The 22,932-nt window shown below is 68.0% G+C and carries 21 protein-coding genes; 1 reads left to right on the top strand and 20 read right to left on the bottom strand.

Annotated elements, in window-relative coordinates; translation table 11 throughout:
* Nucleotides 1-190: 190 nt before the first annotated feature.
* Nucleotides 191-1,717 carry a bifunctional diguanylate cyclase/phosphodiesterase gene (locus JO391_RS01790; protein ID WP_220662510.1) on the bottom strand — a complete coding sequence of 509 codons (1,527 nt, stop codon included), beginning with the start codon at nt 1,715-1,717 and terminating at the stop codon, nt 191-193.
* A gap of 112 nt (nt 1,718-1,829) precedes the next feature.
* Nucleotides 1,830-2,702: a tRNA 2-thiocytidine(32) synthetase TtcA gene (gene ttcA, locus JO391_RS01795; RefSeq protein WP_220662511.1), complete on the bottom strand. Its 873-nt coding sequence runs from the start codon at nt 2,700-2,702 to the stop codon at nt 1,830-1,832.
* Nucleotides 2,703-2,819: 117 nt separating this feature from the next.
* Here ttcA and JO391_RS01800 point away from each other — a divergent pair, with 117 nt between their 5' ends.
* Nucleotides 2,820-3,662 (top strand): CHAD domain-containing protein, encoded by an 843-nt coding sequence (locus JO391_RS01800; protein WP_220662512.1) that lies wholly within the window; start codon nt 2,820-2,822, stop codon nt 3,660-3,662.
* A gap of 3 nt (nt 3,663-3,665) precedes the next feature.
* Here the strand turns inward: JO391_RS01800 and JO391_RS01805 are convergent, their stop codons facing one another.
* The 18 genes from JO391_RS01805 to JO391_RS01890 form a co-directional block, all read right to left on the bottom strand.
* Entirely contained in the window at nt 3,666-4,391 is a 726-nt protein-coding gene (locus JO391_RS01805) for a FadR/GntR family transcriptional regulator (protein WP_220662513.1), read from the bottom strand.
* A gap of 1 nt (nt 4,392) precedes the next feature.
* Nucleotides 4,393-5,370: a galactofuranose ABC transporter, permease protein YjfF gene (yjfF, locus tag JO391_RS01810; RefSeq protein WP_220662514.1), complete on the bottom strand. Its 978-nt coding sequence runs from the start codon at nt 5,368-5,370 to the stop codon at nt 4,393-4,395.
* Nucleotides 5,367-6,377 (bottom strand): ABC transporter permease, encoded by a 1,011-nt coding sequence (locus tag JO391_RS01815; protein WP_220662515.1) that lies wholly within the window; start codon nt 6,375-6,377, stop codon nt 5,367-5,369. Before JO391_RS01815 ends, yjfF begins: the two co-directional genes overlap by 4 nt.
* Entirely contained in the window at nt 6,374-7,903 is a 1,530-nt protein-coding gene (locus JO391_RS01820; RefSeq protein WP_220662516.1) for a sugar ABC transporter ATP-binding protein, read from the bottom strand. Before JO391_RS01820 ends, JO391_RS01815 begins: the two co-directional genes overlap by 4 nt.
* A 100-nt stretch (nt 7,904-8,003) precedes the next feature.
* Nucleotides 8,004-8,975, bottom strand: a complete 972-nt coding sequence (gene ytfQ / locus JO391_RS01825; RefSeq protein ID WP_220662517.1) for a galactofuranose ABC transporter, galactofuranose-binding protein YtfQ — start codon at nt 8,973-8,975, stop codon at nt 8,004-8,006.
* A gap of 464 nt (nt 8,976-9,439) precedes the next feature.
* Nucleotides 9,440-10,555, bottom strand: a complete 1,116-nt coding sequence (proB, locus tag JO391_RS01830; protein WP_220664401.1) for a glutamate 5-kinase — start codon at nt 10,553-10,555, stop codon at nt 9,440-9,442.
* A complete protein-coding gene (gene obgE, locus JO391_RS01835) occupies nt 10,555-11,580 on the bottom strand; it encodes a GTPase ObgE (protein WP_220662518.1) in 1,026 nt (341 codons plus the stop codon). Before obgE ends, proB begins: the two co-directional genes overlap by 1 nt.
* Nucleotides 11,581-11,665: 85 nt before the next feature.
* Nucleotides 11,666-12,685 (bottom strand): Gfo/Idh/MocA family protein, encoded by a 1,020-nt coding sequence (locus JO391_RS01840; RefSeq protein ID WP_220662519.1) that lies wholly within the window; start codon nt 12,683-12,685, stop codon nt 11,666-11,668.
* Nucleotides 12,686-12,705: 20 nt separating this feature from the next.
* Nucleotides 12,706-13,794 carry a Gfo/Idh/MocA family protein gene (locus JO391_RS01845; RefSeq protein ID WP_220662520.1) on the bottom strand — a complete coding sequence of 363 codons (1,089 nt, stop codon included), beginning with the start codon at nt 13,792-13,794 and terminating at the stop codon, nt 12,706-12,708.
* Between the two features lie 9 nt (nt 13,795-13,803).
* A complete protein-coding gene (locus tag JO391_RS01850) occupies nt 13,804-14,778 on the bottom strand; it encodes an ABC transporter permease (protein WP_220662521.1) in 975 nt (324 codons plus the stop codon).
* Nucleotides 14,775-15,749, bottom strand: coding sequence for an ABC transporter permease (locus JO391_RS01855; RefSeq protein ID WP_220662522.1), 975 nt, complete (start codon nt 15,747-15,749; stop codon nt 14,775-14,777). The genes JO391_RS01850 and JO391_RS01855 overlap by 4 nt, the downstream gene beginning before the upstream one ends.
* Entirely contained in the window at nt 15,746-17,242 is a 1,497-nt protein-coding gene (locus JO391_RS01860; RefSeq protein WP_220662523.1) for a sugar ABC transporter ATP-binding protein, read from the bottom strand. The genes JO391_RS01855 and JO391_RS01860 overlap by 4 nt, the downstream gene beginning before the upstream one ends.
* 69 nt (nt 17,243-17,311) lie before the next feature.
* Nucleotides 17,312-18,328 (bottom strand): ABC transporter substrate-binding protein, encoded by a 1,017-nt coding sequence (locus tag JO391_RS01865; protein WP_259444790.1) that lies wholly within the window; start codon nt 18,326-18,328, stop codon nt 17,312-17,314.
* A gap of 43 nt (nt 18,329-18,371) precedes the next feature.
* Nucleotides 18,372-19,286, bottom strand: a complete 915-nt coding sequence (locus tag JO391_RS01870) for a sugar phosphate isomerase/epimerase family protein (RefSeq protein ID WP_220662524.1) — start codon at nt 19,284-19,286, stop codon at nt 18,372-18,374.
* Nucleotides 19,283-20,440 carry a Gfo/Idh/MocA family protein gene (locus JO391_RS01875; protein WP_220662525.1) on the bottom strand — a complete coding sequence of 386 codons (1,158 nt, stop codon included), beginning with the start codon at nt 20,438-20,440 and terminating at the stop codon, nt 19,283-19,285. The genes JO391_RS01870 and JO391_RS01875 overlap by 4 nt, the downstream gene beginning before the upstream one ends.
* 21 nt (nt 20,441-20,461) lie before the next feature.
* Nucleotides 20,462-21,187 (bottom strand): SDR family NAD(P)-dependent oxidoreductase, encoded by a 726-nt coding sequence (locus tag JO391_RS01880; protein WP_220662526.1) that lies wholly within the window; start codon nt 21,185-21,187, stop codon nt 20,462-20,464.
* A gap of 58 nt (nt 21,188-21,245) precedes the next feature.
* Nucleotides 21,246-22,112, bottom strand: coding sequence for a MurR/RpiR family transcriptional regulator (locus JO391_RS01885; RefSeq protein ID WP_220662527.1), 867 nt, complete (start codon nt 22,110-22,112; stop codon nt 21,246-21,248).
* Nucleotides 22,113-22,121: 9 nt separating this feature from the next.
* The gene (locus JO391_RS01890; protein ID WP_220662528.1) at nt 22,122-22,886 is read right to left on the bottom strand and encodes an oxidoreductase; all 765 of its coding nucleotides are present in this window, start codon (nt 22,884-22,886) and stop codon (nt 22,122-22,124) included.
* Nucleotides 22,887-22,932: the final 46 nt, after the last annotated feature.

Genomic DNA, 22,932 nt, shown 5'->3' on the forward strand with positions numbered 1-22,932 from the left:
GACATTGATCCCGGTGCTTCAACAGAAGGGGGGGGCAAAGGTCAAGGGGATTCCCGGAAACCCCGCGGCACCCCGCCAGAGCAGCCGCTTTGCCTGCATCCTGCCGGGCCTCATCAAACCGCTGGCCGTCCATGACCGGGCCCATGCCCCGAATCTGCGGCACGTTCGGTGCGCGGCGGGTCGTCAGCCGCTATCCCGCGCGGTGGCCGATGCGGGGGGTGGGCTGGCGGCGCTGCTCCTGGGCGCGCAGCCAGTCGATCGTATCCTCCAGGGGCATCGGCCGGGCGATGGCATAGCCCTGCACATGCCGGCAGCCCAGTTGCGCACACAACGCGTGCAGTGCGGGACTTTCCACCCCCTCGGCCAGCGTCTCGACCCCCAGCTGTTCCGCCATCGACAGGATCGCCGCCAGCATCCGCCGCTGGTCGGCCTCCTCGTCCGCGCGGGCCACGAAGCTGCGGTCGATCTTGATCCGGCGGATCGAAAAGCGGCGGATCGAGGTGATCGAGGCATGGCCCGTGCCGAAGTCATCCAGGTCAAGCCCACAGCCAAGCCGCGCCAGCGCCGCGATGTTGCCCACCAGCGCATCGTCGTCGGTTTCGGCAAAGACGGATTCCAGCACCTCGATCCCCAGCCGTTCGGGCGCCAGGCCGAACCTGTCCAGCTCCCACCGCAGCTTGTCGGCCAGAAGCGGGTCGCGCAGCACCTCGGCCGAGGCGTTGATGGCGACGCAGGGCACCGTCAGCCCCGCCGCATCCCACCGCTTCAGCGCGCTGAGGGCCTGGAACAGCATCGCTTCGTGCAGCCGTTCCGCAAGGCCGGCCGCGTGGATTGCAGGCAGGAACTCGGCCGGGGCGAGGATCCCCCGCTTGGGGTGATGCCAGCGCGCCAGCGCCTCGAACCCCGAAACCGCGCCGGTGTCGGTGTTCAGTTGCGGCTGGAAATGCGCGCGGATCTGGCCCTCGTCCAGCGCGGCTTCCAGCGTCTCTCGCTCCACCCGGCGCTGGCCCTGGCGCTGTGCCATTTCCGCTGCGAAGACGCGGATCGCGTTCGGCCCCGCGGACAGCGCCTCGTCCGCCGCGATCTGCGCGGCATCCAGCAAGGCTTGCGCCCGCAGCGCAGGACTGCGTCCGCCGGGGCAGATCCCCACCGAACACGAGGCGGCAATCGTCAGTCCCCCCACCGGGTAGGGCGCCGCAAGCGCCGCCTGCAGCCGCGCCGCCACCTGCACGCAGGTTTCCAGATCCATCCGCCGCGTGCCCATCAGCGCCACGGCAAAGCCGCCGCCTTCCAGCGCGGCCACCCGGTCAGACCGGCGCAGCGCCGCCATTGCCCGGTTGGCCGCCTGCTGCAGCACCTCGACCTGGGCCGTGCGGCCGTGCCGGTCCACCAGCCGCGCCATGTCGTCGAACTGCACCACGAGGCAGGCCGCATGGTCGGGACCGTCGCCCGACAGCGCCGCCTCCAGCCGCCTCAGCACCTGGGAACGCAGCATGACGCCGTCATCCGCGGTCGCGGCCGTGGGAAAGCGGAACGCCCCTGCCATGACAAAGACCATGGGCAGGCCAAGCGCCAGCAGGATCAGCGCGCTTTCGCCCCCCAGCCAGAAGCCCGCCAGCGTGGCCGCCGGCAGGAAGACCATCAGTTCGGGCCTGCGCAGCAGTGCCCCCAGGCGGGCCAGTTCCCGAACCACCAGATCGACTGCCTGCCGCGCCATCCGACACCCCCGAACCCCCGGCATCATGCCGGGTCGCGTGCAGGGTCGGCCGATTTCCCCAAGGGAAGGTAAACCCCGCCCCGCAAGTTCCATCGCATTTGAAACGATGCGCTCAGTCGCGCAGGTCAGGCACGTCCCCGCTCGCAGCCGCGTCCGCCAGCGCCAGCGCGGCAAAGTCGAACAGCGCCGGGTCCGCCAGATGCGAGGGCCGCACGTTCATCAACGCGCGGAACATCACCTGTCGCCGGCCGGGACTGCGCGCCTCCCATTCATCCAGCAGCTTCTTCACCTGCGCCCGCTGCAAGCCTTCCTGGCTGCCGCACAGGTCGCAAGGGATGATCGGGTATCCCATCGCCCGCGCGAATTTCTCGCAATCCGCCTCGGCCACATAGGCCAGAGGACGCGCGACGAAGAGGTCGCCCTCTTCGTTCAGCAGTCGCGGCGGCATCGCGGCCAGCCGCCCGCCGTGGAACAGGTTCATGAAGAAGGTCTCAAGAATGTCGTCGCGGTGATGGCCCAGCACCACCGTCGAACAGCCCTCTTCCCGCGCGATGCGATACAGGTTCCCGCGCCGCAGCCGCGAACACAGCGAACACATCGTGCCGCCAGGCGCGATCTTGGACGTCACCACCGAATAGGTGTCCTGGTATTCGATGCGGTGCTCCACCCCCATCCGGGTCAGGAACTCGGGCAGAACCGTCGCCGGAAAGCCGGGCTGACCCTGGTCCAGGTTGCAGGCCAGCAGGTCCACCGGCAGAAGCCCGCGCCATTTCAGCTCGTGCAGCACCGCCAGAAGCGTGTAGCTGTCCTTGCCGCCCGAAAGGCAGACCAGCCAGCGATCGCCGCGCCGCGCCATGCCATAGGTCTCGATCGCCTCGCGCGTTTCGCGCACCAGCCGCTTGCGCAGCTTGCGAAACTCGGTGGACGAGGGCGCCCCGTGAAAGAGCGGATGGATGTCGTCAGGGGCGTCGCTGTCGTCAAGCATGTCCCCTCATGCCTCAAGCCGCGCCGCGATGCAAATCGCGGCAAGCTGCCGCTTGATCGCGGCGCGCGGCAGGTGCACCCTGTGACCAGCCCTTTCGGGCATCAGAGTGGCCCTGCCGTGTCCCCGAAGACCGACCCGTTTGCCATCCTTCCCGACATGACCGCCGCCGGACTCTGTGCAACCGTCCTCGACCGCGAAGCCCATGCCTTTGCCGCGGGGCTTGCCGCAACCATGTTGACCGACGATCCCGAAGGCCCTCACCGCGCCCGCGTCGCGCTGCGCCGCCTGCGTTCGGCGGTCTGGGCGTTTCGGCCGATCCTGCGGCGCAAGGTGGCAGACAGGCTGAACGACCGGGCGCGCGCGCTTTTCCTGATGCTGGGCGAAATCCGCGATGCCGATGTGCTGCTCGACGCCTTTGTCGGCCCACGCCTCGAACGGGTGCAACTGGCCGAAGCCGCAGCCGGGGTGCGCGCCCGCATCCGGCACGACCTGCGCGACGCCCGGGCGCTGGCCTTCGCAGCACAGCTCGAATCGCTGGTGGCCACGGGCGAGTGGCAAGGCAGGGGCCGCGCGGCCCGGAAGCTCGCCGAAAAGCCCGCTACCACCTTGGCGCGCGATGCGCTGGACCGCAGCTGGTCTGCCTGTGCTGCCGACGGCCCGGACATCCTGACCATGCCGGACGAGGTGCTGCACGACCTGCGCAAGCGCATCAAGCGGCTGCGCTATCTGGTGGACTATTTTGGCCCGCTCTGGCCCGGTCTGGCCGAGGCCGCCTGGGCAGACGACCTGCGCGCCATGCAGGATGCGCTTGGCCGCTACTGCGATCTCAAGCTCGCCGCCGAACGTGGCGTTGCGACCGGAGACCCGGAAGAAGCGGCCGAGGCAACCCGGACGGCCGCCGACATCTGGACAGGCTTCCGCCTGCGCCAGCCCTTCTGGCGCGCCGACAGCGCGGAATAGGTTTCAGGACCGCCGCTCGTCCAGGGCTAATAGGCCGACCATGGCTGCGCGCGCCGTCTCGGCCTCGCCCGCCTCGATGGCCCGGGCCAGTTCGGCATAACCGGCTGCCTTCTCGCTTGCCAGGTCATCGGGAAACAGGGCGATCCGCCCCATGATGGCCCGGGCGATGCCGAATTCCACGATTCCGGTCGCCGCGCGCAGAAAGGGATTCTGGCTTGCCTCGCAGATCGTGCGATGCAGCTCGAACTCGGCCAGCGCATGGGGTTCGGGCATCCCCGTCGTGGCATGGCGCTGGTTCAGCCAGTATTGCAGCATCCGCACATGATCGGCGGTGCGGTGCAATGCGGCATCGGCCGCCGCCTGCGTCTCGATCATCCGGCGCACCACGAAAAAGCTCGCCAGGAAGGCCGCATCCGGCCCGGCCTCGTGAATCCAGGACAGCACCTGCCGGTCGTACAGGTTCCACCGGTTGCGCGGCAGCACACGCGTGCCCACCTTGGCGCGCGCCTCCACCAGTCCCTTCGCCTCCAGCGTCTTCAGCGCCTCGCGCAGCACGGTGCGCGACACGCCGTAGCTGTCCATGATCTCGGTCTCGTTCGGCAGGATGGACCCGATGGGAAACCGCCCCGAGGCGATGCCGACCCCCAGCTCCGAGATCACATAGGAATGGTAGTTGCGAGCCGAGGGACGCCCGGAGAGCGCACGTATCAGGCTCCCGGGTTCGCTCATCTCAGGTCTTCCAGAGAACCTTCCTGCGGGGCGCCGAGGCGGTGAAGATCAGCCGCTGCAGCACGATGAACATAAACAGAAGCGCGCCGATGACAATCTTGGTCCACCAACTGCTCAGCGTGCCGTCGAAGACGATGTAGGTCTGCACCAGCCCCTGCAGCATCACCCCGATGAAGGTGCCGGCGACAAAGCCGTATCCCCCGGTCAGCAGCGTGCCGCCGATCACGACCGCCGCGATGGCATCCAGTTCGACCCCAAGCGCCGACAGCGAATAGCCGGCCGAGGTGTAAAGCGAGAACACGATCCCGGCCAGGCCCGCCAGCGTGGATGACAGCATGTAGATCTGGATCGTGGTCCGCGCCATCGGCACCCCCATCAGCGCCGCCGAGGTCTCGGACCCGCCGATGGCGTAGACATAGGACCCGAACCGCGTGCGGTGCGCCAGCAGCATCCCCACCAGGAACACCGCCAGCATGATCCCCCCCACCACCGTCAGCCGCCCGCCGCCCGGCAAGAGCAGGTAGGACTTCGACACCGCCGTGTAGAACTCGTGCTTGATGCCGATGGAATCGGGCGACAGCACCGAAGCCCCGCCGCGCGCCAGGAACATGCCCGCCAGCGTCACGATGAAGGAGGGCACCTTCAGGTAATGGATCGCCGCCCCCATCGCCGCCCCGAACGCCGCCGCCACGGCCAGCGCCACGGCAAAGGCCGCCAGCGGATGCAGCCCGACCCACATGATCAGCACCGCAATCAGCACGGTGGTGAAGCCGATCACCGCCCCCACCGAAAGGTCGATCCCCCCCGACAGGATCACGAAGGTCATCCCCACCGCCGCGATCCCCAGGAAGGCGTTGTCGGTCAGGAAATTCCCCAGCACCCGGGTCGAGAACATGCCGGGATAGATCGTCACCGCCGCCAGATAGGCCAGCACGAAGATCGCGGCGGTCGCCGCCAGCGGACGAAGGCTGCGGTTCATGGGCTCGTCTTTCCCTGGGCCGGCTTCGCGGCACTGCGGCGGCGGAACAACCCCGCCGCCATCGGCGATTGCAGCACAAGGATCAGGATGATCACCCCCGACTTCACCACCAGGTTGAACTCCGGCGAAAAGCCCGAAATCAGGATGCCCGTGTTCATCGCCTGGATGATCAGCGCCCCCACGACCGACATCGGGATCGAGAACCGCCCGCCCAGAAGCGAGGTCCCCCCGATCACCACGTCCAGGATCGCGTCCAGCTCCAGCCAGAGCCCGGCGTTGTTCGCATCTGCCCCCCGGATGTCGCCGGTCACGATCAGGCCGGAAATCGCGGCGCAGAACCCCGCGAAGGCATAGACCATGATCAAGAGAAGCCGGCTGGAAATCCCCGCAAACCGCGCCGCCGACCGATTCACCCCCACCGCCTCGATCAGAAGCCCAAGCGCCGTGCGACGCACCGCCAGCGTGGTCAGCACCATCAGCGTGAAGGCAATCACGACGGGCATGGGAAAGCCCATGAACGACCCGGTCCCGATGAAGATCAGCACCGGATCGGTGAAGGTCACGATGAAGCCCTCGGTGATCAGCTGCGCCAGGCCCCGCCCGGCCACCATCAAGACCAGCGTCGCCACGATGGGCTGCATGTCCAAGAGGGTGACCAGCGCGCCGTTCCACAGCCCGCACAGGATGCCGACCGCCAGCGCCGCCAACACGGCCAGCCAGGCGGGCCAGCCGCCCACCACCATCACCGCCGCCGCCGCCCCGGCAATCGCCATCACCGCGCCGACCGAAAGGTCCACGCCCTTGGTCGCGATCACCATGGTCATGCCGATGGCCAGAATCGCCACAGGCGCCCCCCGGTTCAGCACGTCGATCAGACTTCCGAAGAACCGGCCATCCTGCCAGGAAATGTCAAAGAACCCCGGAAACAGCATCCAGTTGATCAACAGCACCGCCACCAGCGCGGAAAACTGCGGCCGGGCCAGGCCCGCCAGGGAAACCCGTCTCATCTTGCCTCCGCGGTATGTTCGGCAATGGCCGCGACGATCACCGAAGGCGTGATCGCCTCGCCGGTCAGCTCCGCCACCATCTCGCGCTCGCGCATCACCACGACGCGGTTGGAATAGGCCACCACCTCGTCCAGCTCCGACGAGATCACCAGAAGTGCCAGCCCATCCTCGCGCAGCCGGTTGATCGTGCGCACGATCTCTGCGTGTGCCCCCACGTCGATGCCGCGCGTGGGCTCGTCCAGGATCAGGAAACTCGGGTCGATGGCCAGCCAGCGCGCCAGGATCACCTTCTGCTGGTTGCCGCCCGACAACAGCTTCACCGGCATGTCATGATCGGCCGCCCGGATGTCCAGCGCCTCGGCAAAGCGCCCGGCAATCTCGTCCTGCTCGTCGCGGTTCAACGCCTTGAACCAGCCCAGCTTGGCCTGCAGCGCGATGATGATGTTCTCGCGCACCGACAGGTCGCCGAAGATGCCGTCCAGCTTGCGGTCCTCGGGGCAGAAGCCGAAGCCCGCCGCCACCGCCTGCGCCGGATTGCGGATCGTGGCGGGCTTGCCGCCCACCGAGATCCGGCCGCTGTCGGCCTGATCCACGCCGAACATCAGCCGCGCCATCTCGGTCCGGCCGGAACCCAGAAGCCCGGCTACGCCCACGACCTCGCCCTCGTGCAGGGCCAGGGTGAAGGGCGCCACGCGGCCCGCCTTGCCCAACCCCTCGAAAGACACGCGCACCGGCCCGGTCGCGCCCTCGGCCACCGCGGTCGGGTGATGCTCGAAGGCCAGATCCTTGCCCAGCATCATGCGCACCACCGAGGTCGGCGTCAGCGCATCCAGCCGCTCGCTGCCCACCTTGCGCCCGTTGCGCAGGATGGTCACGCGGTCGGAAATCGCAAAGACCTGATCCAGGAAATGGGTGATGAAGATGATCGCCAGGCCCCGCGCCTTCAGCCGCTGGACCACCTCGAACAGCCGCTTCACCTCGTTGCGGTCCAGGCTCGCGGTCGGCTCGTCCAGAACCAGCACCTTGCCCGAAAGCTCCACCGCGCGGGCAATGGCCACGACCTGCTGCACGGCCACCGAGAATGTGCCCAACTCGGCCCGCACGTCGATTTCCAGCCCATAGGTCGACAGGACCTCGCGCGCCTTCGCCTCGATCGCCGATTTCCGCACCAGGCCGAACCGCGTGGGCTGACGCCCAAGGAACAGGTTTTCCGCCACCGACCGGTTCGGCAGCAGGTTCACTTCCTGATAGACCGTGCCAATCCCTGCGGCCTGCGCCTGCAAGGGGTCGCGAAAGGCGACCGCTTCGCCGTCCACCAGAACCTCGCCTTCGTCAGGCTGATAGGCTCCGGTCAAAATCTTGATCAGCGTGGATTTTCCCGCGCCATTCTCGCCCAGAAGCGCATGAACCTCGCCGGCCCGCGCTTCGAAATCCACCCCGTCCAGGGCCCGGTGCTGGCCAAACACCTTGCAGATGCCGTGCGCCTGCAGCACCGCGGCGCCAGGGCCCGTGTTCACGTCCGCCATGTTTCCCCCGCATCCTCTCCCCTTCAGGACTTTGACCGCCCTGTACGGGAAAGCAATGCCGCCGACCGGGGGTCCCGGTCGGCGGCAGCCTCTGACATGCTCAGTAGCCCAGGCCCTTGCGGGTGTCGTATTCGGACTGGGGATTGTCCGCCGGGGTGTACAGCTTCGATTCGGTGATGATGAACTTCGGCGGCACGGTGCCGGCATTCAGATAGGCGTCCAGCGCGTCGAAGGCCGGTCCGGCCATGTTCGGCGTCAGTTCCACCGTGGCATTGGCCTCGCCCGCCACCATGGCCGAGAAGATGTCCGGCACGGCGTCGATCGACACGACCAGGATGTCCGAGCCCGGCTTCAGGCCGGCATCCTTGATCGCCTGGATGGCGCCTACCGCCATGTCGTCGTTGTGGGCATAGACGGCGCAGATGTTCTTGCCGCCGTCTTCGGCCTTCAGGAAGCCTTCCATCACTTCTTTGCCCTTCGACCGGGTGAAGTCGCCGGTCTGGCTGCGCACGATGGTGATGTTGGCATGGCCCGCGATGGCTTCCTCGAAGCCCTGCTTGCGGTTGATCGCGGGCGACGAACCCACGGTGCCCTGAAGTTCCACCACGTTGCAGGGCTTGTCGCCGACGGTGCCGACCAGCCATTCGCCCGCCACGCGGCCTTCCTTCACCTGGTCCGAGGCCACCGAGGTCAGGTACAGATCCTCGGGCGCCTCGATGCCGCGGTCCAGCAGGATGACCGGGATATTGGCTTCCTTGGCTTCGGTCAGCACTTCATCCCAGCCGGTCGCCACGACGGGCGCGACCAGGATCGCATCCACGCCCTGCGCGATGAAGCCGCGGATCGCCTTGATCTGGTTTTCCTGCTTCTGCTGCGCGTCGGCGAACTTCAGGTCCACGCCGCGGGCTTCGGCCTGCTGCTTGGTGACCGAGGTTTCGGCGGCGCGCCAGCCCGACTCCGACCCGATCTGCGAAAAGCCCACGACCTTGCCTTCCAGGCCCTGAGCCCAGGCTGCCGAAGACAAAAGGGCGCCGATGCCCGCGGCCAGCGCGAGCTTCTTGATGACAGACATGTATCCTCCCAGAAGTTGGACCGAAGCTCCTCTCCCCGGTCTGGCGATCACGCTAGCAAAAGTAATACTATATGGGAATAGTTTTGTTATCTGGGTGCCGGGCAGGGCATGGCGCAGGCCGCGCGACCTTATTCTGCCTTTGATTCCTGCATGATTTCAGATGTTTGCCCTGTTGGTTCGGAAGGCCGCAAAGACCCCTGAGCGGGCGCCCCGTCTTGGCCGCCTTTCTCACCCGCCGCGCAGCCCGGCACACAGCAGCCCGGAAATGCCCCCGGAATCGCCTGTCGAAAGGGCAGGGGGCCGCCCGCTCCCTGCGGGCGGCAAACGCCACAGGCGTCAGGCCCGCGGCCACGCCCCGGCCACTCCCGGCGCAGGGCCAGAAGTTAAGTCCAAGTTAATTGGATCAGGCAAGTCGTTGATTTCATTGAATCCGTCAAGGCGTCCGAGCTCGGACGCCCTGAGGCTCACATCACCAGGTCGTCCCTGTGGACCAGCGCCGCCCGCCCGGCATAGCCCAGGATCCCCTCGATCTCGCCCGACCGGTGCCCGGCAATCGCCTTGGCCTCGGCGGCGGTATAGCGGACCAGCCCCTTGGCCAGCACGACCCCCTCGGGCGACAGGATCGCCACCGGATCGCCCCGCCCGAAGCTGCCCGAAACCGCCGTGACCCCGGCCGGCAGCAGGGACTTCCCCGCCTTCAAGGCCGTCACCGCCCCGGCATCCAGCCGCAGCTCCCCCCGGGGCTTCATGGCATTGATCCACCGCTTGCGGGCCACCTGCGGGTCGCCCTGGGCCACGAACCACGTCCGGTTCGCCCCCTCGGCCAGTGCCTTCAGCGGCCGCAGCACGGACCCCTCCATGATCGCCATGGCGCAGCCCCCCGCCACCGCGGTCTTGGCGGCCAGCAGCTTGGTCTTCATGCCGCCCTTCGACAGGCCCGAGATCGGATCCCCCGCCATCGCCTCGATCTCGGGCGTGATCCGCTCCACCAGGTCGAACCGCTCCGCCGTGGGGTCCTCCTTCGGATTGGCCGAATAGAACCCGTCCACGTCCGACAGCAGGATCAGCTGATCCGCCCCCACCGTCACCGCGATCTGCGCCGCCAGCCGGTCGTTGTCCCCGAACCGGATCTCATCCGTCGCCACCGTGTCGTTCTCGTTCACGATGGGCACCACGCCCAGACCCAAGAGCGTCTCCATCGTGGCGCGGCTGTTCAGATACCGCCGCCGGTCCTCGGTATCCTCCAACGTCACCAGCACCTGGCCCGTGGTGATCCCATGCGGCGCCAGCACCTCCTCGTAGGCCCGTGCCAGCCGGATCTGCCCAACCGCCGCCGCCGCCTGAGATTGCTCCAGCGTCAGCGGCCCCTCCGGCAGACCCAGCACCTTGCGCCCCAGGGCAATCGACCCCGAGGACACCAGCACCACATCGGCGCCGCGCACCTTGGCCTCGGCCACGTCCAGTGCCAGCGCCGACAGCCAGCCTTGCTTCAGCCCGGACTTGCGGTCCACCAGCAGCGCCGAGCCGATCTTGATGACCAGCCGCCGCGCCGCCCGGATGTCGGGGGCGGAAAGCGGCATCACGGCTGCCACGGCCCGTCCTCCTCCGTCACCGGCGCCTGCGCCCCGATCCGGGCATGAAGCGCCCGCAGCACCTCCTGCACCCCGCGCCCCGTCACGCCCGAGATTACGTGCACCTCGCCGCCGCTGGCCTTTTCCAAAGCCCGCCGCCTGGTCGAGATCGTCTTGGCATCCAGCGCATCCACCTTGTTCAGCGCCAGCACCCGCGGCTTGTCGCCCAACTCTTCGGCATAGGCCTCCAGCTCATGCACGATGGTCCGGTAATCCTTGGTGATGGTCGAGGAGGTCCCGTCCACCAGGTGCAGCAGGACCTTGCACCGCTCCACATGGGCCAGGAACTGGGTGCCAAGGCCGCGCCCCTCGCTTGCCCCCTCGATCAGGCCCGGAATGTCGGCCATCACGAACTCGGCCCCGTCGATGCCCACCACCCCAAGGTTCGGGATCAGCGTGGTGAAGGGATAATCCGCGATCTTCGGCCGGGCGTTCGACACGGCGGCCAGGAAGGTGGACTTGCCCGCATTGGGCAGCCCCACCAGCCCGGCATCGGCGATCAGCTTCAGCCTCAGCCAGATCGTGCGCTCCACACCCTCTTGCCCCGGATTGGCCCGGCCCGGCGCGCGGTTGGTCGAGGTCTTGAAATGCAGGTTGCCGAAACCGCCATTGCCGCCGCGCGCCAGTTGCACACGCTGGCCGACGGTCACCAGGTCGGCGATCACCGTCTCTTCGTCCTCGTCCAGGATCTCGGTGCCCACCGGCACCTTCAGCACGATGTCGTCGCCCGACTTGCCGGTCTTCTGGTTGCCCATGCCGGGCTGGCCGCTTTTCGCGAAGAAATGCTGCTGGTAGCGGAAGTCGATCAGGGTGTTCAGCCCTTCCACGGCCTCGGCCCAGACCGAGCCGCCATTGCCACCGTCGCCGCCGTCCGGCCCGCCGAATTCGATGAACTTCTCGCGCCGGAACGAGACACAGCCCGCCCCGCCGCCACCCGAGCGGATATAGACTTTGGCGAGGTCAAGGAATTTCATGGGGCAGCGCTTTCGAAGGGATCGGACCAGCCGATAGACCCAGGCAGGCTTGCGCGCAAGGCCCGCGGCGGGGCGGGGCGCGCGGTCAGGCGCCCTCCAGTGTCACCACGCGGCCGGTGCGGATGCTTTCGTCGGCGGCCAGGCAGATGCGCAGCGACTGCACCGCATCCTGCATGGGTCGCGTCAGGTCCAGGTCCTCGGCAATGGCGCGCAGCACGAAGCCCTGTTCGGCATCGCACAGGCCCTGGTGGCCGGGGTCGGGCGGCAGGGCCACCCTGCGGTCGCCTGCCGGCCGGTGCACCAGCAGGCCGCCCACCTTGGTGTGCCCGTCGATATCCGAGGATGCCCCGCCCTCGCTGTCCACGATGCTGACCGCGCCCTGGGGGCTGACCACGTCCTTCACGAAGAATGCGGTTTCCGACATCATCGGGCCCCATCCCGCCTCGTACCAGCCGACCGAGCCGTCGGCGAAGATCACCTGCAACTGGCCATAGTTGTACATCTCGGGCGCGATCTCGTCCGAAAGCCGCAGCCCCATGCCCTGCACCCTGACCGGCGCGGCATCGGTGATCTGGCACATGACGTCGACATAATGCACGCCGCAATCCACCAGCGGCGAGGTCGTGCGCATCAGTGCCTTGTGGACCTCCCACTCGTGTCCCTTGGACTGCTGGTTCAGGTTCATCCGAAATACATAAGGCCCGCCCAGGGCGCGGGCTTCCTCGATCAGGCGGGTCCAGGCCGGGTGGTGGCGCAGGATGTAACCGACCACCAGCTTGCGGCTCAGGCGCCGCGCGGTGGCAATCACCCGCTCTGCCTCGTCCACCGTGGCGGCGAGCGGCTTTTCCACGAAAACATGCGCGCCAGCCTCCATCGCGCGAACGGCCAGCGCGGCGTGGCTGTCGGTGTAGGTGGCGATCACCACGAGGTCAGGCCGCTGCGCCAACCCTTCCGCGAAGGTCGCAAAGCGCGGATAGCCTGCCAGTTCGGGGGGCAGGTCGCGGGGCGAGCGGTTCACAAGGCCCACGATCTGCGATCCCAGCCGGTGATGGGCCAGCGCGTGGCTTTGCCCCATGTTGCCCAGCCCCACCACCAGAACCCGCATCGCCCCTGCTCCCCTTGATCCTATGGCACCAGGGCCACGGTCCGCTTCTCGCGCGCCGACAGGGCCGCGCTGTCCACGATGCGCTGGCCCAGAAGGCTGATCTCCGGGTCCAGCGGGCCGGTCAGCGGATCCCCCCGCGCGATGCAACCCAGCACATACTCGATGGCGTTGCGCTCGCCCGCGGGCAGCGGATCGGCCGGCATCGGGTGGGGTTCGGGCCGGGCGCGGGTCTGCACCATGACGTGATCGGCATAATCCTCGCTGCGGATGGTGCCCTCCGTGCCCACCAGCACGAAGCCGCAGGCCGGCTGCGGCTGGATCACCCAGGGGTCGGTGAAGGTGCCCCACTGGGTTTCCATCTTGGAAAGCCCGGTCTCATAGCGGCAGACGGTGATGGAATGCTGGTCCACCTCGGTGCCGGGGGTTTCGTCCACCGTGCAGGTCACCTCCAGCGGCGCGCGACCGTCCATGTACCAGGTGCCAAGCGTGGCGCCGTAACCGAGGTAGTCCAGCAGGCTCCCCCCGCCCGAGGCGCGCTTGTACCACCAGGAGCCCGGCTTCTGCCGCTCCACCTCTTCCGGCGTGACCTCCACCTTGTCGGCCAGGTGATACAGCGGCCCACGGTTGCCGCCGTAGTGATGCACCTCGATCAGCCCGCCGATCATCCCCTGATCCAGCAGCCGCTTGGCGGTGACATGAGATTCCACCCACCGAAGCGGCCAGTTCACCGCCAGCAGTTTCCCGGTGGCCCCCACGGCCGCGATCATCCGCCGCGCATCGGCGACCGAGGCGGCAAAGGGTTTCTCCACGAAGACATGCACGCCGTAACCCGCCAGCCGCTCGGCATGATCCGCATGGGCGGCGGTCGCGACGCAAAGGATCGCCAGGTCAGGCTTCGCCGTCGCCATGCAGGCGTCAAGATCCGTGAAGACCCGCTCCGGCGGGATGCCAAAGTTGGCGATGGCACCCGCCATCCGGGCGGGATCGGGGTCGAAGATGCCGGCAATCTCGGCCTCGGGGTGCTCATGCACCTGCCGCAGCAGGTCGCCCATGTGCATGTGATCGAAGCTGATGCCGACAACGCGAAACGGCGGGCGGATCGGGGCCATGTCTCTCCCTCAGTTCTGGTTGGTCAGCCGCACATACAGCGCGGTCACGGCCAGGATGATCAGGCCGAACAGGATGCGCCGCCCGCCTTCGGGGATCTGCATCAGCGTCAGCATCGTGGTCAGCACCGTCAGGATCAGCGCGCCGATGATCGTGCCGCCATAGCCGCCGCGCCCGCCAAAGATCGAGGTGCCGCCGATCACTGCCGCGGCGACCGACGGCAGGTCCAGGGGCAGGGCCAGCGAAAGCGAGGCGGTCTTGATCTGGCCCAGGTAAAGCAGGCCCGTCATGCCCGCGATGACCGAGGACAGCGAGTACAGCGTGAACTGCACCTGCCAGACCCGCACGCCCGACAGCCGCGCCGCCGCCTCGTTCGATCCGATGGCATAGAGCATCCGGCCAAAGCCGGTGCGCCGCTGCGCCCAGATCACCAGAACGGCGAAGGGCACGAACAGGAACAGCCCGTTCGGCAGGCCAAAGCTGCGCCCGGTTCCCAGCCACAGAAGAAAGTCGGGGATCAGGACACCGGTCGCAATGACATACCGCTGATAGACCAGCAGGCAACCCGTGGCGATCAGCGCGGTGCCAAGCGTCATGATCAGCGGATGAACGCGGCAGACCGCAATACCGAAGCCGTTCACAAGGCCCACGGTCACCGCGCAGACCAGGGCCACGACAATCGCCACCGGCACGCCCGTCAGGGGCGACAGGGTGGCGGCGACAAAGGCGGTGATGGTGGCCACCGTGCCAACCGAAAGGTCGATGCCGCCGGTCAGCATGGTCAGCGTCTGGCAGGCCGCCAGCATGGCCAGCGGAATCGCGATCTTGATGGTATTGCCGACCCAGAACAGGCTCAGGATCGTCGGATTCAGGATCGCCAGCACGGCGATCAGGGCCACCAGCAGGCCCACAAGCGGCATCAGCGGGTTGTTCACCACCACGCGCCCAAGGCGGCCAAGCGAAGAGGGGCTTTCGGTCAGGGTCATGTCTTGCGTCCCCGTGTGGCCAGAACCGCGCCGAACATCACGACGACGGCCATGATGCTGCCCTCGATGATCGCCGCGACATTGGGGTCGATGGAAAGAAGCGTCAGGTCCATACGCACCGTGCGCAGCACCAGAACCGCCAGGATCGGGCCGAGCAGCCCGCCCCGCCCGCCGCCCAGCACCACGCCGCCCAGCACCACCGCCGCGACCGAGGCCATCAGATACGGGCCGGGGATCGGCTCGCCGATGCCGGTGCCCATCGTCACCGACAACCCGCCGAGTGCGGCAAACAGCCCTGCCACCGCATAGGCGGCAATCCGTGTCGGCCCGACCGGCACGCCAGACCGATAGGCGGCCAGGGGGTCGCTGCCGATGGCATAGAAGCGCAGCCCCAGCTTCGACCGGCGGAGCGGCAGCCAGATCGCCCCCACCACCACGATCAGGAAGACCAGCGCCTTGGGGATCCATTCGGTCAGCGCGGCGGGCAGGAAGGGCAGGGTGACCCCGCCCACGATCAGCCCGCGCAGCCAGGGCGCCGCACTGCCCCCCGGTGCATTCAGGATCAGAAGCGCCACGCCCTGCCAGACGAACAGCATCGCCAGCGTCACCACGATGTCGGGCACGCGGGTCAGCACGATCAGAGTGCCGTTGATCGCCCCCATGCCGATGCCGACCATGAGCACGAACAGCACGGCCAGCGCCGCCTCGCCGTCGCTGGCGCCGGTCATCAGCACCGCGCCGGTGACAGATGCGACGGCCATCATCGCCGCCATCGACAGGTCGATGCCACCCGCGATCACCACCACCGCCATGCCCACCGAGGCCAGCGCGAAGGGCAGCGCGGCGCGGGCCAGCGAATCCAGCCCCGATACGCCGAAATCCGGCTGGATCACCTTGGTCGCAATCAGAAGGAAGGCCAGCAGCCCGGCCAAGCCCAGTGTCCAGGAATTGTTCGTGAGCACGCGCCTCATGACGGCACCGCGTCTTTCGCGGTCAGGCCATAGGCCGCGCGCATCAGCCGGGCCTCGTCGGCTTCGGCCGCATCGAAACTGTCCACCACGCGGCCGTTGAAGATCACCACCACGCGGTCGCAGGCCAAGCGGATTTCGGCCAGTTCCGAGGTATAGAACAGGACCGCCGCGCCCTGATCGGCCAGTTCCCGGACAAGCGCATAGATCTGCCGCTTGGTGCGGATGTCGATGCCGCGCGTCGGGTCGAACAAGAGCAGCGTTTTCACGCCCTTGGCGATCCAGCGCGCGATTGTCACCTTCTGCTGGTTGCCGCCCGACAGCCGCCGCACCTCACCCTGCGCCCGCGTGTCGATCTGCAACCGCTCGATGGCCGCGCCCACCCGCGCCGCCTCGTCGCGCATCGCGATGGCGCCCCAATTCCGAACGCGGGCCAAGAGCGGCACGGCAATGTTCTCGCGCACCGACCGCGACATGAGCAGCGCATGGGCGCGGTCGCCCGGCACCAGCGTCAGCCCCTCGGCAATCGCATCCGCCGGATGGTGGAACGCGACCGCCTTGCCATCCACCTCCAGCCCGCCCGCGAGTGCAGGCCGGTTGCCGGCCAAGACGTCGAACAATTCGTCCTGACCCTGGCCTTCCAGAGCCACGACGCCCAGAACCTCGCCGCGGTACAGGTCGAACGACACGTCCGACAACCGCGTGCCCGCCCGCAGGCCGCGCACCTTCAGCCGCGCCTCGCCCGGCGCCCGCCGCGCCGCCGTGGCATGCCGTTCGGGCGCCGTCACCGCGCCGCCCAGCATCAGCTCCACGATATGCTCCTCGATCCCCGGCTCGATCTTCAGGTCGCCGACCGTCAGCCCCTCGCGCAGCACCGTGGCGCGGTCACAGATCGCCGCGATCTCGCGGAACCGGTGCGAGACATAGATCACCGAACGCCCCGCATCCGCCTGCGCCCGCACCGTCCTCAGCACCCGCTCCACCAGGTCGGTCGGCAGCGCCGCCGTCATCTCGTCCAGCATCAGCACGTCCGGCTCCACCGCCAGCGCGCGCGCCAGGTCCAGGATGCGCAAGGTGGCCAGTGGCAGCGCGCGGATCGCATCGTCCATCCGCAGGTCGGCAATGCCCAGTTCCGCCACCCAGTGCTGGAACGGCTCCACCGGCGTCTCGCACAGCCGCAGGTTGTCGGCCACATCCAGATCGGGGATCAGCGAGGGCTCCTGATAGATCGGCACCAGCCCCGAAGCCCGCGCCGCCCCCGGCGAAGACAGCCGCACGTCGCGCCCGTGAATACGCACATGCCCGCTGTCGCGCTTCAGCGCACCGGTGAGGATCTTCACCAGCGTGGACTTGCCCGCCCCGTTCGCGCCCATCAGCGCGACAATTTCGCCCCGGCCCACCTGAAGCGAGGCATCCTTCAGCGCGACCACCGCGCCAAATCTTTTCGACACGCCTTGCGCGTCCAGAACGGCACTCGTCGTTCCAGCTGGGGTCATGCTTGCGCTTCCTGCGGTGGCAAAGGGCCCCCGGCGATGCGGGGGCCCCTTCGTGTCATGCGGTCCGGCTTATTCGCCCGGGCCCTTGCAGGCGATGATCTGGTCCATCGTGTAGGTGGTCCAGCCGGGGATCGACACCGAAACCGGCCATTCCGGCGACAGGTTCGGGTTGGCCGCCGCGGCCAGCGTCGCCTTGCCCTCGTCCGTCACGTTTTCCCACAGCACCGGGTCCACCAGAACGGTCTTCTCGGCCGGGGCCTGGCCGTCCAGGATCTTGATCGCCAGCGCCACGCCCGCGCCGCCGACCGAGCCGGGGTTCGTCACCGCCGCGCCCTTCAGCCCTTCGACCGAGGACAGCTGGCTCACGAAGCCCGCGTTGTCCGCGCCGACAATCGGCACCAGCGGCGCGCCGCTTTCCACGAAGGCATCCACGATCACGTTGTCGATGCCGCTGGTCCAGACGCCCTGGAACGGCACGCCCGCCGCGATGATGTCGTTGATCTGCTGCTTGCCCTGGTCCTGCTGCCAGCCGGTGAAGACTTCCTGCGCCACGGTGATGTCGGGGAATTCCGCCATCGCCCGCTTGAAGCCCTTGTCGCGGTCATTGTCCGCCCCCGCGCCGGCCGCGCCGCGCATGTAGACCACGGCGCCCTTGCCGCCCATCTGCTCGAACAGCCACTTGGCGCCCAGGTAGGCATATTCTTCCTGGTTGTTCGACAGGATATAGGCCGAAGGCTCGGTCACCGCCTGGTCCACCGCCACCACGACGATGCCCTTGTCGGTCGCTTCCTTGATCGCCGCGTTGATGCCGTCGGCATTGGCCGGGTTCACCACGATGGCGTTCACGCCCGCCTGGATCAGGTTGCGGATGTCCTCCAGCTGGCCGGCCGCATCGGTGTTGCGGTGGGCGATGTTCAGGCTTTCCACCTTGCCCGAGGCCAGCGCCTCGGCCTTCATGGCGCAGACCATCTCTTCCCGCCAGCCGTTGCCCTGCACGGTGTTGGAAATGCCGATCTTGTAGCCTTCCGCCTGCGCCATGCCGGCAAGGCCCATGGCCATGGCGGTACCCAGCAGAAATTTCTTCATTCTCTTCCTCCCGTTGAAGTCCGTTCAGGTCGTCTTGCGCGTCCTATTTGACGTAGGGGCGAAGGACGTCTCTCGCCAGAAGGAACCCGCGTTCGACCTTTTCGCGCGTCCCCTCGAAATTGCGGTCCTCGTGCTCGATGATCACCGGCCCGTCGTATCCGGCGCGGTACAGCGCCGCGAACAGCGGGGGCCAGTCCACCTCTCCCAGCCCCGGTATCCGCGGCACCTGCCAGCCCATGCCAAGCGACATGATCCCGTTTTCGTACAGACCCTCCCTGTCGATCATCAGGTCCTTGGCGTGCACATGGACCATGCGGCCTCCGAACTCGCGGATGAAGCGTAGCGGGTCGATCATCTGCCACACAAGATGGCTTGGATCGAAATTCATCCCCACGCCGTCGCCCCAGCTGTCGAAGATGCGCCGCCAGATCTTCGGCGAATAGGCGATGTTGTGCCCGCCCGGCCATTCGTCATGGGAAAAGATCATCGGGCAGTTCTCGAAGGCAAGGGCCACCCCGTGGTCGCGCGCAAAGGAGACGATGTCAGGGAAGATCTGCTCTGCCCGCGCCCAGTTCTGATCCAGCGTCAGGGTCCGGTCGCCGCCGACGAAGGTGTTGACGACGCCAACCTTCATCATCGCCGCCGCGCGGATGACCTTCTTCAAATGCCCGATAACCATCTCGCGGTGCGCCGCATCGGCGTGCAGCGGATTGGGGTAATAGCCAAGGCCCGATATCGCCAGCCCCTGCGCCGCGATGTCGTCGGCAATCTCGCTGGCCAGCCCCGGCGTCATGTCCTCGATCGGCAGATGCGCCGTACCGGCATAGCGCCGCGTCTCGCCGCCGGTCGAAGGCCAGCAGGCGATCTCCAGCGCCTCGAACCCCGCGCCTTTCGCCCATTGGGCCACCTCGCCCAGGCTCAACTCGGGGAAGGGGGCGGTCAGGATGCCCAGTTTCATCTTGTCTCTCCCAGTTCGACCCAACGGCCTTCGCGCGCCGAGGCCAGCACGGCATCGCAGAACAGCATCTCGTGGTGCCCGTCCTCAAAGCTGGCCCAGGTGGACTCCGGCCCCCGCCCGCCGCGCGCCACGTCGCCATAGACCTGCGCGAAGAAGGCGCGGAAGCTGTCGGCGAAGCCCTCCACATGCCCGCCCGGCAGCGCCGCCGCCGCACGCCCGGTGGCGTTCATCAGCCCCGGATCGCGCTGCAACACCGCGTTCGGCCTGTCGCGGTGGCCCAGCCACAGATGGTCCGGCGTCTCGGAAAACCAGGCCGCTGCGCCGGCGGCGCCGGCAATCTCCCAATCCAGCGCGTTCTTCTTGCCAAAGCTCACCTGGCTGGTGGTCAGCGCCCCCCGCGCACCATCCGCGAAGCGCAGAAGGATCATCGCAGCGTCATCGGTTTCGACCCGGCGCGTCTCGGTCGCGCCCTGCGCCGCCGAAAACGTCTCTACCGGCCCCACCGGCTTTTGCCGTTCGGGCAGGAAGGTCGCCAGTTCTGCCATCACCGCCGCCACCTTCTGCCCGGTGATGAAGCTCACAAGGTCAACCCAATGCGTGCCGATGTCGCCCACCGACCGCAGCGCGCCGCCCTCGTCGGCCTCCAGCCGCCAGTTCCAGTCGGTGGGCCTGGCCAGCCAGTCCTGGTGATACTGCCCGGTCACCAACCGGATATCCCCCAGCTCGCCCGCCGCCACCATGCCGCGCGCCTGCTGGTTCAGGGGATAGAAGCGGATGTTGTAGCAGACCGCCGCCACCTTCCCGCTTGCCCTTGCCAGCGCCACCATCTCGGCCGACTGGGCCGAGGTCATGGCAAGGGGCTTCTCGCAGATCACATGTTTTCCCGCAGCGAGGATCGCCTTCACCTGCGGATAATGCGCGACATTGGGCGACGTGACATGCACCACCTGCACCGCCGGATCCGCCAGCAATTCGTCAAGCGAGCCATAGGAATGGCTCACGCCAAGCGCCGCCGCCCGTTCCGCACCGCGCGCGGCCGATGACCCCAGCACCCCGCGCACCGGCACGCCAAGGCGCCGCAACGCCTCGACATGCACCGTGCCGATGAAGCCGGTGCCGATGACCGCCGCGCCGATTCCGCTGATCGTGCTCACGAAAGCCCCCCTGACCCAAGGTCACGCTACAGAATAGCCGCCGTCAATGGCCAGGCACGTCCCGGTCATGAAGGCAGCGCCGGGCGAGGCGAGGAACAGCACCGGCGCCGCGATATCCTCGGGCTGGCCCCATCGCCCCATCGGCGTCCGCAGGTTCACTGCCGCCACATGCGCCGGGTCGGTGCGGCTGCGCGCCGATTGCTGCGTCACGATGAACCCCGGCGCCACCGCATTCACCCGGATGCCGTCCGCCGCCCAGGCAATCGCCAGCGACCGCGTCAGCTGCGCCACTGCCGCCTTGCTGGCGCCATAGGCCGGATTCTTCGGGCTGCCGAAGGTCGCATACATCGAGGCGATGTTGATCAGACTGCCCTTCGACGCCTTCAGTTGCGGATGGAAGGCCTCGGCACAGCGGAAGGTGCCGTGCAGGTTCACGTCCACCACCCGTTCAAAGAACTCTGGCGCCATCTCCTCCCCGCGCGAGGTGATGGCGGCCCCGTTCACCAGCACGTCCAGCCGCGGCATCGCCGCCGACAGCGCGCGAACCGCTGCCCCATCGGTCACGTCCAGCTGAGTATAGACAAAACGTCCGCGATCCTCTTCCGCCGGTTCCGGTTCTGCCCCGGTGATCGCCACCTCGGCCCCGGCGTCCTGAAAGGCCCGCGCGATGGCGGCTCCGATGCCGGCCCTGCTTGCGCCGACGACAAGCACGAAAGCCCCCGAAAAATCGAAGCTGATTCCCGCCATGGCTGTCTCCCTCAAGGCCGGATCATCGGCCCGGTGCGAGGGCTTTGCAACGGAATTTTCAGGTATCGTCGGTTTGATTATTCTGTTCCACGTCGCCCTGTGCCGCACCCAGCAATCGGCCCAGGCTCAGGATCACGCTCTGGCAGACCACCATCGCCGGCACCTGCGACCGGAAGTGCCCAAGCCGGGCCTCGTTCACGAACAGCACCGGCGAGGCGAGGCCCGCCACCGGGCTCAGGTCATTGTCGGTGATCGCCACCACACGCCGCCCCGCCGCATGGGCCAGCCGCGCGACCTCCACGCTTTCGGGCGTATAATCGTCGAAGGTCATCACCCACAGCACGTCGCGCGGCCCGATGGCCGCCGCCTGCTCGCGCCGCATGGCGCCCAGATTGTCCACTAGATGCGCGCGCTTGCCCACGCTCGCCAGGCCGTACACGCTGTAGGCGCCAAGCCCGAAGGCCCCCCGCGCCGCCGCCACATGCACCGCCTCGGCCTCGGCCAGCGCCGCCACGAACCCGGCCAGTGCCGCCCGGTCCAGCGTATCCTCGATCCGCAGAAGCGATTGCACCCCGGCCCCCACCAGCCCCGCGAATACATCGCCAGGGCGGTCCAGGTCCGCCCCCGCCGCCCCCGCCACCCGTTCGGCAAAGGGCCGGTGCGGGCCCAGAAGCCGTTCGCGGAACACCGCCTGGAACTCGGCAAAGCCCGCGAAATCCAGATCCTTGGCGAACCGCGTGATGGTGGCCGGCGGCACCCCGGCCCGCTCGGCCAACTTGACCAGGGTATCCAGCGCCACCTCCTCGGGGTGGTTCAGCACATAGCGCGCGACCTGCGCCAGCCGCGGACTGAGCCCCTCGCCCCGCCGTGCCAGCCTCTGCCTCAGTTCCTCGAAATCGCGCGGCGCGCCGTCCTCATCCGCCATGCCGCCCCCTCAGATGGCCCCTGCCACCTTCTGCTCGAAATCCACCAGCGCCCCGCTCATCGGCACCGAAGCCTCGCCCAGAAGAAACACCGCCAGCCGCGCCGCCTCCTCCGCCGTCACCAGCCGCTTCAGCGGCAGCCCCGCCGCCGCCTCGGCCTCCCAGCCCGGACCCTTGCCCAGAACCTCGGCCTGCATGTGCCGCTCGCTCTCCGTCGCCACCCAGCCCAGGTTGATGCCGTTCACCCGGATCCGGTCCGCCATATGCGCATGGGCTGCGTTCTTCGTCAGTGTGGCCAGCGCGCCCTTGGTCGCCGCATAGATCGCCAGTTCCGGTATGCCGCAATGCGCGTTCATCGACAGGATGTTGACGATCGCGCCCGCCGCACCCCGCGCCTGCATGTCCAGGATCGCCGCCTGCATCATCAGGAAGGCGCCCCGCGCATTCACGTCGAACAGCCGGTCCCAGACATCCGCCGTCCCCGTCACGAACGACCCCCGCGTGGTCAGCCCCGCCGCATTCACCAGCCCGTCGATCCGCCCGAACCGCGCCCGCACCGCCGCCGCCACCCGGGCCGGAGCTTCGGGGTCCGCCATATCCTCGCACAGCGCCAGCCCTCCCACCGCCTCGGCCGCGAGCGCGCAACCTGCTGCGTCGCGGTCCACCAGCACCAGCGCGCCCACGCCCTCGGCAGCGGCCAGCCCCGCGATGGCCCGGCCGATCCCCGCCGCCCCGCCGGTGACGACGATCACCCGGTCACCAAGCCCCATGTCCATCGCTGACCTCCCCACCCGGTCCGGCAGCATCTTTGCAGCCTGGCGA

Source organism: Neotabrizicola shimadae (assembly GCF_019623905.1).
GTDB lineage: Bacteria > Pseudomonadota > Alphaproteobacteria > Rhodobacterales > Rhodobacteraceae > Neotabrizicola > Neotabrizicola shimadae.